The 14,917-nt window shown below is 32.0% G+C and carries 12 protein-coding genes; all 12 read right to left on the bottom strand.

The features are described 5' to 3' along the window. Positions 1–26: 26 nt before the first annotated feature. The 12 genes from CSE16_RS04920 to galE all read right to left on the bottom strand — a co-directional run bounded on the left by CSE16_RS04920 (position 27) and on the right by galE (position 14,788). Positions 27–1,490 carry a lipopolysaccharide biosynthesis protein gene (locus CSE16_RS04920; protein ID WP_216641129.1) on the bottom strand — a complete coding sequence of 488 codons (1,464 nt, stop codon included), beginning with the start codon at positions 1,488–1,490 and terminating at the stop codon, positions 27–29. Next, complete coding sequence (locus CSE16_RS04915; protein ID WP_099422865.1) at positions 1,487–2,458, bottom strand: glycosyltransferase; 972 nt, start codon at positions 2,456–2,458, stop codon at positions 1,487–1,489. The genes CSE16_RS04920 and CSE16_RS04915 overlap by 4 nt, the downstream gene beginning before the upstream one ends. A 400-nt stretch (positions 2,459–2,858) precedes the next feature. Continuing rightward, positions 2,859–3,854 (bottom strand): glycosyltransferase family 2 protein, encoded by a 996-nt coding sequence (locus CSE16_RS04910; protein WP_099422864.1) that lies wholly within the window; start codon positions 3,852–3,854, stop codon positions 2,859–2,861. A gap of 263 nt (positions 3,855–4,117) precedes the next feature. Then, entirely contained in the window at positions 4,118–5,221 is a 1,104-nt protein-coding gene (locus CSE16_RS04905; RefSeq protein ID WP_157764749.1) for an EpsG family protein, read from the bottom strand. A 59-nt stretch (positions 5,222–5,280) separates the two neighbouring features. Continuing rightward, positions 5,281–6,483, bottom strand: coding sequence for a glycosyltransferase (locus CSE16_RS04900; protein ID WP_099422862.1), 1,203 nt, complete (start codon positions 6,481–6,483; stop codon positions 5,281–5,283). Further along, a complete protein-coding gene (gene wecB, locus CSE16_RS04895; protein ID WP_099422861.1) occupies positions 6,480–7,610 on the bottom strand; it encodes a non-hydrolyzing UDP-N-acetylglucosamine 2-epimerase in 1,131 nt (376 codons plus the stop codon). The genes CSE16_RS04900 and wecB overlap by 4 nt, the downstream gene beginning before the upstream one ends. Positions 7,611–7,612: 2 nt before the next feature. Further along, positions 7,613–8,722 carry a capsular polysaccharide biosynthesis protein CapF gene (locus CSE16_RS04890; protein WP_099422860.1) on the bottom strand — a complete coding sequence of 370 codons (1,110 nt, stop codon included), beginning with the start codon at positions 8,720–8,722 and terminating at the stop codon, positions 7,613–7,615. Then, positions 8,682–9,740 (bottom strand): polysaccharide biosynthesis protein, encoded by a 1,059-nt coding sequence (locus CSE16_RS04885; RefSeq protein WP_099422859.1) that lies wholly within the window; start codon positions 9,738–9,740, stop codon positions 8,682–8,684. The genes CSE16_RS04890 and CSE16_RS04885 overlap by 41 nt, the downstream gene beginning before the upstream one ends. An 89-nt stretch (positions 9,741–9,829) precedes the next feature. Continuing rightward, complete coding sequence (locus CSE16_RS04880; protein WP_099422858.1) at positions 9,830–11,017, bottom strand: glycosyltransferase family 4 protein; 1,188 nt, start codon at positions 11,015–11,017, stop codon at positions 9,830–9,832. Positions 11,018–11,072: 55 nt separating this feature from the next. Beyond that, positions 11,073–11,675: a sugar transferase gene (locus tag CSE16_RS04875; RefSeq protein ID WP_099422857.1), complete on the bottom strand. Its 603-nt coding sequence runs from the start codon at positions 11,673–11,675 to the stop codon at positions 11,073–11,075. Positions 11,676–11,735: 60 nt separating this feature from the next. After that, positions 11,736–13,577: a polysaccharide biosynthesis protein gene (locus tag CSE16_RS04870; RefSeq protein ID WP_099422856.1), complete on the bottom strand. Its 1,842-nt coding sequence runs from the start codon at positions 13,575–13,577 to the stop codon at positions 11,736–11,738. 203 nt (positions 13,578–13,780) lie between these two features. Next, positions 13,781–14,788 carry a UDP-glucose 4-epimerase GalE gene (galE, locus tag CSE16_RS04865; protein WP_099422855.1) on the bottom strand — a complete coding sequence of 336 codons (1,008 nt, stop codon included), beginning with the start codon at positions 14,786–14,788 and terminating at the stop codon, positions 13,781–13,783. Positions 14,789–14,917: the final 129 nt, after the last annotated feature.

The following is a 14,917-nucleotide window of genomic DNA, read 5'->3' as shown; positions in this document are numbered from 1 at the left end:
AATTTTTTGACACTTATATAAATCTATTAATAAACCTCTGCAGTTGGGATTTTCTTATTTCTTTTTAGAATATCTTTCATCGTTAAAATTAAATAAATATAACATTCTAATCTAAACGCTTTGGCTAAACCAACATATATCGTTATGCCCGCCAAGATTTGCATACAAATTGTTACACCCTCAGATAACCTAAGCCATTGCACGCTAAATACAATAGCACCCATTGTTAACGCTATTAATAAAGATGGCATAATATCTTTCCACTGTTCCTTCACACTATAATTGAGTAATGTTAAATTAGGATAAGCATTAAGAAACACTGCTATAATACCACCTACAAATGAACCTATAGCCATAGCATGAACACCAAAAGGTATACCAATTAGTAAAATACCTAAGCCAATTATTTTTTTAATTATTTCCAGTTTCAAAAAAATATCACTACGTCCTAAAGCATTAATTGCCTGTAAATTAGCTGTGTGGAGAGGCCACAATGCATAAACAGCACAAAAAATTTGTAGAAATGGAACGGCTGGGAGCCATTTTTCCGTTAGCATTATTTTAACTAAAGGCTCTGCAATTACAGCTAAACCAATCATCATTGGAAAGACAATAAATGAACTTGTTACAATCGATCTTCGGACCATTTCTTTTATTCTTTGTTTGTTATCTTGTTGAGAAGATAAAGCTGGAAAAATAACAGATTGTATGGAGCCGTTGATGTTTCCTATAAGGATACTAGGAAACTGTTCGCCTCTATTGTAAAAACCTAACATCACTGGACTGAACATTTTACCAATTAAAAGGCTTCGAATATTCGAATATATAGTATCAATCAACGCAGACGCTAGTAACTTCCAGCCAAATGAAAATAAACTAATCAGCCTTTCTATAGAAAAGAACAATTGAGGTTTCCATTTTACTGTGTACCATAAAGTGGCTGTAAAAATTAATTGATTTGTTAATTGCTGTACTACTAAAGACCAAATCCCAAAATTGGCGTATGCCATCGCTATCCCGACAATTCCAGATATTACAACTCCTCCCAGGCTACTAACAAAGAGTTTTTTAAATTGCATATTTCGTGCAATAACTGCATTTTGGATTGAATTAAAAGTGCTGAAAAATAAAGTTAAAGATAGAATTCTTAAAACAAGAGTAAGTTGAGGATGGTCAAAAAATGAGGCTATATAGGGTGCTGAGATATAGAGTATGACATATAGTATAATTGTAACGAATAAGTTTAAATAAAAGACCGACGAGAAATCTATTTCATCAACTTTTTTCTTTTGAATAAGTGCTGTATTAAACCCACTTTGAGCTATTACTCCAGCTATAGTTATAAAAATTGAGACTAAAACAATTAACCCGAATTCTTCGGGTAGAAGCATTCGGGCTAGTATTATCATAACTATAAATTGAACCCCTTGTGTCCCCCCACGTTCCAAAAGTTTCCACAATAATGATGAGATGATTATTGATTTCGTCATCGTATTTCCCACTTACTCCATCTCCTTTTTGCAAATATCATGAGCTGTAAGATAGTTGGACAATACTGATTAAGGAATATAACAAACCTTTGCTTATATCCCAAAGATAGATAGTATTCTTTATTCTTGGCTGATTTAGCCTCTTTAAATTTTCTCTGTTCTAATAAAAGAAATACCTGGTTTTGATATTTTCTATGGTCTATAGTACTCTTATATTTACCATTTGTATATTGATTAATTTCATCTAACATTGCAGCTATCTCATAATAGTGTTCTGTTTTTTTTTTTATAGAAGCGTTTCTAGCGGTCCATGAGTTACTAACACCTGTTCTGTATGCTGACATAGACTCATCAATGTAATATACCGTACCTAGTAATGATAAATTTATTGCTGTAGGATAGTCTCCTACAGGTGCTATCTCAAAAAAAGCAGGTCTAATTTCTTCATATTTCGTAGGGTAGAACATTGAATTTGTTAGAAATAATGCTCCTCCACCTATAATCACTTCTTCAACAGTAAAAAGCTTATTTCTTTTACTTATGCGATGTTTAGATATCATCTTTTTTTCAGAGGCATTAACTATATAACCACCATGTACACACAAACTACATTCGGGATGTTTTTCCATATAATCCAGTTGCTTCTGTAATTTATATGGATCTGTCCAATAATCGTCTCCTTCACACAGCGCAATATATTTTCCTTGTGTTCTCTTGAGGATTATTCTACTTATTGATCTTCCTTTTGAATGTTGATTTTCTGTTTGATATATTGGTTTTATTAATTCAGGGTATAGCTTCTCATAATCTCTTATAATATCTGCTGTTCTATCCGTTGATGCATCATCATGTATTAGAATCTCAAACTTGAAAATTGTTTTTTGCATTAAAAAACTTTCAATAGCATCTGCTATATATTTTTCATGATTATAAGTAGTACAATGAATACTAACTAAAACTCTTTCCATTTACTCTACTCTCCTTAATCAAATTATTAATTCGCAGTCATTATTGCCTATTTACTTCCATTTACTCACTTCTATATATGCACGGGAAAAATCATCTATTTCTAATAGCTATGATTGAAAGAGCATATATGGAAATAATTTTTAATTGTTTTATAATGTTAGCATTGAGTTGAAATTTTATTTTCAAGCTATAATCTTAATATTTCTATGAGTATAAAATCTTTCTACCAATCCTATTTGTATATTAAGTAGCATTAATAACTTTACATACCCCACTGCCATTTCATTTGCTGCATTTACCTTTCGAAATTGCTATATTTGTATCTACACTCAATAGTGTGCGTTTTTTTTTTTAAGTAACTGTAAAATCTGTCTCCCAAAAAAGATACCATATTGCTTTTCACTTTAATTTCCGTTTAACTTTTATTAATATTTTAAAAATAGCAATACATGCATTAAACCCAATAATTTCGCACATTAAAGCAGTCAATTTTTTTTTGAATTCTTTTCCATACTTTAGAAGATACTGATGCTCTTTTAACATCGTTACTACTTCTTTTTTTTCATTTTTATTTAGTAGTCCTGAAAACCATATCGAAACATAATATCTCGTACTGAAATTATTTAATAAATTTGCTTTAAGATTATCTTCAATATCATATTTCCTTAATTCTTCATGCCAAAACGAAGATATAAATATACTGTCTTTAATGCTTTTTTTAGAAAAGGAAGCTGTGATAGAACCATCTCGTCCAAGTCTATAAACATAAATCGGTTTATCATAATATTTAACGTTTTTAGCTTTCAAAAAAATTTGAGGTGTCCACAGCATGTCTTCATAATTTCTATTCATTTCAAAAAAGAGATTATTCTGAATTACAAACTCTCTTCTAACCAAGTAAAGAACTGCAAACCAATTATATTCTTTATTATTTCCAAAAATATGTTCTAGACACTCTTTACCACTTATACCATCAATCTTTTTTTTACATATATTAATATCAGGTTCTTTAAAAACCCTTTTCAAGTGATAAAACATTTGATACCTAAAAAATATAAAATCTAATCCCTGATTTCCTTCAATTTCCTTTACTAAATCCTTTAAGAAATTCATTCCCCAATAGTCATCAGAATCCAGAAATATAATATACTCGCCAGTGGAATTGAGAATTCCAACATTCCTTGCATCAGATTGCCCGCTATTTTCTTTATTTATTAGTGTAATATTTGAAAATTCCCCTTCATACTCTCTACATATAATTTCACTATTATCTGTAGAACCATCATTAATTAATAATATTTCTAAATTCTTATAAGACTGAGCTAGGACACTATCAATACATTGTTTTAGATAATTTTCAACATTGAATACAGGAATAATCACACTTATTTTCATAAAAACTACTCCTTATCTTCATATAAAAATTAGGATTTATTTATGTTTGTTCTTTCTTCTTATTACTTTATTCATAAAATCTTTCTGCTAAAGCATGCGATGAAATGTCAAAGTGTCACGGACACATATGTGTCATTCAATAGGTAAGGCATAACAAAGAGATGCCGGCTTGTAAACTCTTCAACCCGAAGTCTTAGTTATTGAACACTTCCTTTTTAATTCAAATTCCCTAGTTTCTAGTTATATTATTAACTTGAAATTTTTCACTCTAAATAGTTTTTATATCTATTATTAAAATTGTACTCATTTTTATGAAATATATTAGTGTACGGTATTAGGAAAGAATTAGCATGTTCTAATCCTGTTCGTTCTTCTAAAGTCTTTAACTCCTTATTTAAATAAATCACACTCAAAAATACTAAACATCCCATATAGATTAATTTATTTATCTTATCTTTATATAAATAATAAAAATTAGTTAGTAATATGATATTTAAAATGCCCCCATAAAGAGCAATTCTTGCTGCTGTAATTTCCGAAAATTTAAGAATAAAATATAAACAATAACTAATGATATAAATATTAATAACCCTTTTGGAGAATTCACTTTTTTGTGAATATGCATCGTAATAAAAAAAAGCAATTATTAAAAAAATAATTCTAATTATACTTTGAAAATCAAGTATATTATTAATACTGTTATTAAATGTAGAGTAGGGTATGATTCTGTTGATAAAAGGTATCCAATTTAGATGGTTAATTATTAGACCTATCGGTAAAGTTGAAATCAAAATACTTGTTAGTACTAAATAAATGAGCGTTTTTTTTGCAAAATTAACTCTGGAAATAAAATACAACGGCAATAATACAATTGCTGATGCATGAATAAAGGATAATAAAATAGTGACTATAAACAATTTGACAGTCTTATTATTATCTAAGCATTCGAGTAAATAATATATTCCTATTGCCAGTGTAAGCCCCTGTCTTAATCCACTAAACGTCCAAACAAAATAATAAAAAGAAAAATATATTAGAAGAGAAAGAATTGGATTCTCACTATATCTCTTACACTTTTTACCTATAAAATACAGGTTAATAATAGCAATTAAAGATAAATACTGTTGATATGAAATGCCAAGACTCTTTAATACTGATCCAAAAAATCTAAATAAAATTTCTTGACTATCAACACTATACAAAAATTCTTTTACAGGTGATTCATTCAATCTGTTATATAAATATTCATAGGCAAAATAATCTGGACCTACACCATATCTAAAAAAGGCCAACCCTGCTAAAACAGTTGCAAAGATCAGAAAAAAAGTTTTGCTCTTACCATTTATTAGTGATAAAGTAATTCCCAATAAATAGACTCCATAATACATCTAGGTTCACCTACTATTCATGAAGAAGATAACAAAAATCACACGATATTATTGTAAATATTTACATAATCATTAAAGCGATCAAATTTACTATATAATTGATTCGACCTTTGTATACAAAAATCAAAGTAGGATGATTTTCTTTTCTCATAAACTGTTTCAATAGCCCTTTTTAAATTATTAATACCTTTCTTTTCGACTACGATGCCACATTTATTATTAATAATTTCTGGGCTTCCCCCTGTATCAAATGTAATTACAGGTGTACCACAGGCTAAAGCTTCTATATTCGTGGTAGGAAAATTATCTTCCATTGTTGGATTTAAAAAAACATCTGCTGCTGAATAAATTTCAGCCAGTTCTTGAATATCATTAGTTCTTGTTATACCAATTATATTTTTAGGTAATTCTTTTTTTTGTTTCTCCGATAAACCCACTAATACTATTACTTCATCTTTCTCTAATAACTTTGATAACTCCTTAAAGTAAGCGAAACCTTTTTTTGTATTCCAATTATTTGCCACTCCTAATATGAGAAATTTATTAAATAAATTATGTTTTTTTCTAAACATACTCTCTGTAGGTTTGAAAACATCTAAATTTATTCCATTGTGAATTACTTCGACAGGGTATTCTCCTAAAAAAGACTCTTGTACTAAAGCTGATAACCATCGTGATGGAGTGACTATAGTTAAATCTCTAACACCTGTGAAAATATCTTTTTTACTCATATAATTATTTTTAGAATTATCAACGATCAAACTAGTGGGGTATACATTTTTCTGTGGACAATTGCTACACCCCGTTTTCCACTTATCACAACTAATGGATTCAAAATGAGAACAATGTCCAGTAAAAGCCCAACAATCATGAAGTGTCCAAATAACAGGCTTATTAGATTTTTTTAGATAATCAAATAACATTTCAATATTGATATAATATCCATGAATGTTATGTAAATGAATTACATCCGGATTAAGAACTTCTACTTTTCTTAAAAATTCTATCGTAGCATTCCTTGATCCAAATCCATGCTTATCATATATCCGCGTTAAGGCAACATGTGCATAATTGTCAAAATTAGTTCCAATTCTAATGGTTGAATCACAATTAATTGGAAATCCTCTTCCGTATGCAATGAAACTATCATGTCCTTGATTAATCAAAATATGATGGATGTCTGTTGCAATTCTACCAGTACTCCCTACCCCACAAACTGAGTTTATCTGTAATACCTTCATAACTTGTTACTCCATACAACCCGATTCACATAATCCGTATATGACAAAATAATCCTAAGCACCTTATCAGACACATTAGGCCTCATGTAATCTTCAACAAATCTTAATGTTTCCGCTTCTTGCATTTCTAAAATTTCTATCCCTTGTAAAACTCTCTCTTTCTTCAACCCAACCATCATGACGGAAGCCTCCTCCATCGCTTCAGGTCTTTCATGCGCTTGTCTAATTTTTAGTGCTCTAAATCCAAGTATGGAAGACTCTTCACTTATCGTCCCACTATCACTGAGTACTACCTTAGCTTTCATTTGAAGCTTTACATAATCATTAAATCCTAGAGGTTTCATTATTTTCACCAATGGGTTAAATGCAATTTCTTTTTTATCAATCATCTTTTTCGTTCTAGGGTGTGTACTAACAATGACCGGCATATCGTATTTTTCTGCAATCGCATTTAAACTATCCATTAAATCTAAAAAGTTGGTTTCTGAATTGATATTTTCTTCTCGATGGGCAGATAAGACAAAATATTCACCCTCTTTTAGTTCTAACCTCTCTAACACATCTGAGTCTTCAATGTCTGCTTTTCTAGAATTTAAAACTTCAAACATAGGACTACCTGTTTTTATGATACGATCAGCAGGTAATCCTTCTCTTAATAAATATTCCCTGGCAATATCACTATATGTTAAGTTAATGTCTGAAATATGGTCGACAATTTTTCGGTTTATTTCTTCCGGCACTCGTTGGTCAAAGCATCGATTTCCAGCTTCCATATGGAAAATCGGAATATGTCTTCTCTTAGCTGCTAATGCACATAAGCAACTATTCGTATCCCCTAATACTAAAAATGCATCTGGTTTAATTTCTTCTAAAATAGGGTCAATAGTTATAAGAATATTTCCTATTGTTCCAATTGTTGTTTCGCTAGCAGCATTAAGAAAATAATCTGGTTTTTTTAAATTAAAATCATCAAAAAAAACTTCATTAAGTTCGTAATCATAATTTTGCCCTGTATGAACAAGTACGTGCTCAATTGCATTTGATTCCTCTAATTTATTTATGACTGCAGATAGTCGAATAATTTCTGGACGAGTCCCAACGACAGTCATTACTTTTAGCCTTTTTATAGTTACACCTCCAAATAGAAAGTATCCGGCTTCTCTGGATTGAATACTTCATTCACCCACATTATTGTGACCATATTTGTTTCACCTAGATTTTCAATATTATGCGTATACCCTACTGGAATATCCACAACTTCTAATTTTTCATCGCTAACGAAGTATTCTATTACTTCCTCTGAATCAATATTTCTGAATCGGATAACCCCATTCCCGTTTACAACTAAGAACTTTTCATTTTTTGTATGATGCCAATGGTTACCTTTTGTAATTCCTGGCTTTGAAATATTAACAGAAACCTGTCCTCGATCAGCTGTTTTTATGAACTCTGTAAAGGATCCTCTTTGATCAATATTCATTTTTAGATCATAGCTAAATTGGTCTTTTGGTAAATAGCTTAAATACGTACTATACAATTTTTTCGTAAAAGTGTCTGACATCTGAGGGATTGAATGTTCTTCGCGGCTATTTTTAAAAGAATATATTAAATCTTTAATTTCTCCTAAAGTAATTCTATGAATAACCGGAATTTCACAGAATTCTCCTACTCGGTTTTCACAACCATATAGTGCATTGATTAAATCTGTAACTAAATCATCTATATATACTAAACTTAATTGTATGGAACTATCATTCATCGCAATCGGTATATTGCGACTTATATTATGACAATACGTAGCTATTACACTATTGTAATTTGGTTTACACCACTTCCCAAAAACATTCGGAAGACGATATACGAGAACTTTTGCCCTAGTCTCCTTACTATATTCAAATAAAAGATCTTCACTTGACTTTTTACTCACACCATAAGGATTATTTAATTGCGCTTGTGTGGATGAAGATATCATAATGGGACAATTATTATTGTACTTTTTAAGTGTTTTTAGCAATATTGATGTAAATTCAAAATTTCCTTTCATGAACTCTGCTTTTTCTTTCGGACGATTAACCCCTGCTAAATGGTATATAAAATCTGCTTTTTCACAATATTCATCAAGTAAAGTTGAATCTGTTTGTCGTGAGAACTCAAAAATTTCTGAATAACCTCTACTCTTTAACTCTGCTATTAGATTTTTAGCTATAAATCCTTTTGAACCCGTAACGAGTATCCTCATTCGTATTCCAACCTTTCAGTTCTTCTTTCACAAAATCAAGTTTCAACAATTTTTCTTTTACTTGTTCGATCGTTAAACGATTAGTATTGTGGGAATTATACTCTTCATAACTAGATAATTTTTTATCTCCACCGAAGAAATATTTATCATAGTTTAAATCACGAGTATCAGCAGGTACCTTGTAGAACCCTTCAAACTCATGTGCAACCAAATACTCTTCACGAGTTAATAGTGTTTCGTAAAGCTTTTCCCCATGTCGTGTACCTATAATTTTTATCTCATTATCTACATTAAATAATTCTTTAACAGCTTGGGCTAAGTCACCAATAGTTGATGCTGGTGATTTTTGTACCATAATATCCCCAGCCTCCGCGTGTTCAAATGCAAATAATACTAGCTCAACTGCTTCTTCTAGACTCATTAAAAATCTAGTCATGTGAGGATCTGTAATTGTTAATGCTTTCCCATTTTTTATTTGTTCAATAAATAATGGGATGACAGAACCGCGTGAAGCCATCACATTTCCGTAGCGAGTACCACATATTAACGTTTTCTCAGGATTAACCGTTTTAGCTTTTGCTACAATTACCTTTTCCATCATCGCTTTTGAAATCCCCATTGCATTAATCGGATAGGCTGCTTTGTCTGTTGAAAGACAAATTACTTTCTGCACGCCATTATCTATGGCTGCAGTTAATACATTATCAGTACCTAATACATTTGTTTTTACAGCCTCCATGGGGAAAAATTCACAAGAAGGAACTTGTTTGAGGGCAGCTGCATGGAAAATATAATCTACACCATACATTGCATTTTTGACACTTGCAATGTCCCTTACATCACCAATATAAAATTTTAATTTGTCATTCTTATATAATTTACGCATATCATCTTGTTTTTTCTCATCACGTGAAAAAATGCGAATTTCTTTTATCTCACTATCTAAAAACCTTTCCATTACAGCGTTACCAAAGGAACCGGTACCCCCGGTAATTAATAAAGTTTTATTTTTAAACACATATTTACCCCCAATTGTTTAAAGTGCTGTTTTTTCAAGGTCTTTTCAAAATTGAGGCCAATCTTCTCACCTCTTATACCATCCCGTTGTTAAACATTCAATTTGAGTAAAGTGTTTTCTAGCACCGACATAAATTGTTCTTTGCTATAGTGTTCATAGTAATAGTCATATGCATTGTTAGCCATTTCGTCCTTTTTACTACTTCTACAAAACTGCAATATTAAATTTGCTAACTCTTTATAATTTTCCGCCTCACAACACAAACCACATTCTGCTGCTTTAATTACTTGATTTGTTTCACCATTAATTGCCCCGATTATAGGTTTACTAGCGGCCATATAAGATTGGATTTTTCCTGGTAATGTAGACGAAATAAATTCATCATCTTTTAATGTAATTAACATTGCATCTGCCATTCCATAATATTTTGGCATTTCACCCAGTGGTTTTCTTCCATAAAAAGTAATATTATGCAGTCCTAAACTTTTACTAAGAAGCTTACATTCCTCTAATTTAGAGCCATCTCCAACTATGTGAAAAGTAATACCAGAGTGATTACTTAACTCATATGCAGCCTTTACAATCGTTTCGACACTTTGCATTTCTCCTATATTTCCAGCAAATACAAAATTGAATTCATTACAACTTTCTGCTTCCACTTTTTCTGTAAATATTGTTTCAGCATATTGCGGCATATAAAGAATTGATTCACTATTTATTCCTATCGTTTCTTTAAGATAATTTTTAAACATACCCGAGCTAACCGCTACATAATCTGCAGAACTATAAATCCACTTTGAAATACAAAAAAACAACTTATAGATTATTGAACCTTCTTTTATACCACCGGCAGTTAAACTAGCGGGCCATAAATCGAGGCAATAAAGTAACATCTTTTTCTTATGCCTCTTTTTATAAACGATTGCAGGAACCCCCATAATAATTGGCGAAAGTTGATTTACTAATATCGCATCAAACTTTCCTTTCATAAATAGGGTCTTAACTGAAGCGGATAAGGCAAAGCTAAAATAATTTAAGAAAAGGGTTACTTTACTGCTTCCTCGGCCAATTTCAAAACTCCTTATTACTTTTACACCATTAATAACTTCTTTTCTCTTTTTCCCATAGCGATAATCATAAAGTACTTTTCCCTCAGGATAATTTGGGAGTCCTGTTAAAACTGTCACATTATGACCTTTTTCCACTAGTGATTCACATATATCTGATATACGAAATGGCTCAGGATAGTAATACTGGCAGATAACAAGCAGTTTCATATGAAGATTAACCTCCAACTTCTAGATCGATTGTAGTTCAATTATCCTTCAAACTTCATTTAGATTTAATAGCTCCCGTACCACCTTCAACAATCCCATTTGTTGTAAATAATCTAATAATCGTCCCAAAGAAACACTTTACATCCATCCAAAGACCTATTCTCCTTACGTACTCTCCATCTAGCTTCGCCTTGTTTTCAATAGTCAGTTCATCTCTACCATTAATTTGAGCCCATCCCGTTAAACCTGGTAGCACATCATTAGCACCATACTTATCACGTTCAGCAATTAAATCATATTGATTCCATAGCGCTGGTCGAGGTCCAATAAGACTTATATGTCCAATAAATATATTCAAAATTTGAGGCAATTCATCTAAACTCGTTTTTCTTAAGAACTTCCCTATTTTAGTTAGGTACTGTTCCGGGTTTTCCAATAGATGGGTAGGTGTATTCTCAGGCGTATCGATTTTCATCGTTCGAAACTTGAAAATTGTAAAATGACTTTTATGAATACCTACTCTCTTTTGTTTAAATAGTACTGGACCTTTCGAATCTAGTTTGATGATAGTAATTAACATTAAAAATAATGGGAATAATACGATTAATGAAGCGAAAGAAAATATAATATCGAGCGATCTTTTTACAATCATGTACAAGGCGGTTACAACTCCTTGATTTTCATTTAATAAATATGTTTTAAGCTTATTGAAGGAAATTTACACTTGCAGGTTAGGCAATTGTATTACTTTCTTTTTTAAAGACCACCTTCCATTAGCAACATCAATGATTCTTTGTTTAATTTCTAACGGGTCAAGAGTTTCTAATTCTGTTAGGAAGGACATTAATTGAATTTCATCCATACAATTCGCTTTGCCTACATGGATTTTTGGATAGACATGTTCTTCCTGTATTTCTGCTGCATTTAACAATTCCTCATACATTTTTTCACCTGGACGGATACCAGAGAATTCAATTTCAATTTCTTCTTCTGTTAAGCCGGATAAGCGAATCAAATTTTTCGCTAAATCTACAATTTTCAATGGTTCGCCCATATCGAGTACGAATACTTCTCCTCCGTGTGCCAATGCACCAGCCTGCAATACAAGCCTGGATGCCTCTGGTATGGTCATAAAATATCGAGTCATTTCCGGGTGTGTAACGGTGACGGGGCCTCCTGCAGCAATTTGCGCTTTAAACCTTAGTATTACACTTCCACGCGAGCCAAGTACATTACCAAAACGAACTGCCGCAAAGTTCGTTTGACTGTGTGTTGCTAAATTTTGAATAATCATTTCAGCGATCCGCTTCGTTGCTCCCATTACATTTGGAGGGTTTACTGCTTTATCAGTTGAAATCATCACAAAATTGGAAACACCAAATGTATGTGCTGATTCTGCTACATTTTTTGTCCCAAAAATATTATTTTTCACCGCTTCACGTGGGTTACATTCCATCAGTGGTACATGTTTATGAGCAGCCGCATGATAAATTACATCTGGTTGAAACTGTTTAACCACTTCAAAAATCCGTTCTCTATCCTGTACATCTGCAATAATTGGAACGAAATCTGTGTTTGTAAATTCTTTTTTTTCCGATAACTCCATATGGATTTTATATATTGAGTTTTCTCCGTGCCCTAGTAGAATTATATTTTTTGGTTGGAATTGTGCTACTTGTCGACAAATTTCTGAACCTATCGAGCCACCAGCACCTGTTACGAGGATAATTTTATTTGTAAGATTATTGGTGAGTGCCAACATATCGAGCTTTATTTCTTCACGGCCTAGTAGATCTTCGATTTTTATTTCCTGCATATCATTAACCGAAACTTTCCCTGTCATAACATCCTCAATTTTTGGCATGATTTTTATCGTTGCTTTCGTCTCTAAACAGCGCGTATAAATTTCTCGGATATCCCTTTTATTAAGAGACGGAATCGCCAAAATAATTTCTTCAATCCTTTTATCCTGTACAATACGGGGTATATCTTTCGTAGTCCCACATACTTTAACATCTAATAGTTTTAAATCTTTTTTATTTCGATCATCATCAACAAATGCTACCACTTGATATTCTGATGAATTTCGCTTAATACTGCGCAAGAGCATTGTACCCGCTTCTCCAGCCCCGATAATTAAAACTCGTTTTAAATTGCCATGAGGTTTAAATGAATTTCGGTCATGTAAAATTCTTAATAAAAAGCGTGAACCACCAATTAATACAATGTGCAATAGCCATGTAATAACCATTACACGTAAGTAAATATCCCCTTTTATTAAAAATTGCAACATACTTGCGGTCAAAACAGAAATAGTAACCGCATAACCTATTGTCATTAATTCCCTAACTGACGCTAAACTCCAAATACGATTATACAATTGGAAGAAGTAGGCCATAATATGGTGACTAATTAATAGAGTTATTGAACTCAGTATGATTAATGAATCGGAAGAAATATTTAGAGTAGGGTGTAATAACAAGTAGCTAATAAAAATGGCTGATAACACGATTAGTGAATCTAGAATAAAAAATAAAGTATACCTAGCGGTGTAATTCACTGTTTAGTCACCTCCCATATAATAATAAATAGTATTATTATGCGTTATTTAGATTATATGATTAAACTATCGAGCTATATTCCTTATATGTTTTATTACTAAAAGAGTTAATTAAAAATTTTGCGTGTATATTTACCAACTGATACCAATTGTTGAATAATATTGCCTGGCTTACAGTACTACTCACTAATGTAATCAATTATTTACCGCACCCTTAATTGCTCTATATTTTTTTCAAATCGCCACGCATCCCTGCACATCGCTTTAATATTATGTTTTGCAATCCAGCCCAATTCGCGTTTAGCTTTTAATACATTCGCATAGCTAGAAGCAATATCACCGGGTCTACGGTCAACGATTTCATAAGGTATGCCAACCCCATTCGCCTCTTCAAATGCTTCGATTAGTTGTAAAACACTCGTGCCTTGCCCAGTTCCTAAATTATAAATATGAACACCTTCTGTAAGGTTATCTAGTGCTGCTACATGCCCTTCCGCTAGATCCATAACATGAATATAATCGCGAACACCTGTGCCATCTACTGTAAAAAAGTCGTTGCCAAAAACCATCAATTTCTCTAGTTTCCCTTTCGCTACTTGAGTGATATATGGCATTAAATTATTCGGAATTCCGTTCGGATCCTCACCAATTAATCCACTCTGATGGGCTCCAATTGGATTGAAATATCTAAGTAGAGATACGGAGAATGAGGGATTCGTTCTTGCAATATCCGTTAAAACCCGCTCACTCATCGCTTTCGTTTCTCCATATGGATTGGTTGTAGGCAAAGGATCCAAAGTTTCTACAAATGGCACCGTGTTATTACCATAAACGGTTGCCGATGAACTAAATATGAATCGATTCACTTGATGTTTCAAACAAACTTTAGCAAGTAACAATGTACTAACAACGTTATTAAAATAATAATCTAATGGTAGCTTTACAGATTCACCTACTGCTTTTAAACCCGCAAAATGGATGACACTATCTATTTTATGTTGCAAAAAAATAGTTTCCAACGCTTGCTCATCTGTCACATCGATGTTATAAAAAGTAATTTCCTTACGCGTAATTTGACGCACTTTATTTATGCTATCAGCTTTACTATTGCAAAGATTATCAGCAACAATGACGGTATGCCCTTTTTCCAGTAATACAACACATGTGTGTACACCTATATATCCAGCACCACCAGTAACTAGGATATTCATCCGTATACCCCCAACTCGGTTTTTAATAAAAGATCTTTCATCATGACCGTTTTTAGTATTTTATGAATTATATTTAAACTATATTCATAATCAATAATTGACGGTTTTATGAAAACAAAAAAATCCCCT

This window comes from Solibacillus sp. R5-41 (assembly GCF_002736105.1).
GTDB lineage: Bacteria > Bacillota > Bacilli > Bacillales_A > Planococcaceae > Solibacillus.
Note: the sequence above shows the minus strand (reverse complement) of the source record. Positions and strands in the feature narration are given on the sequence as shown.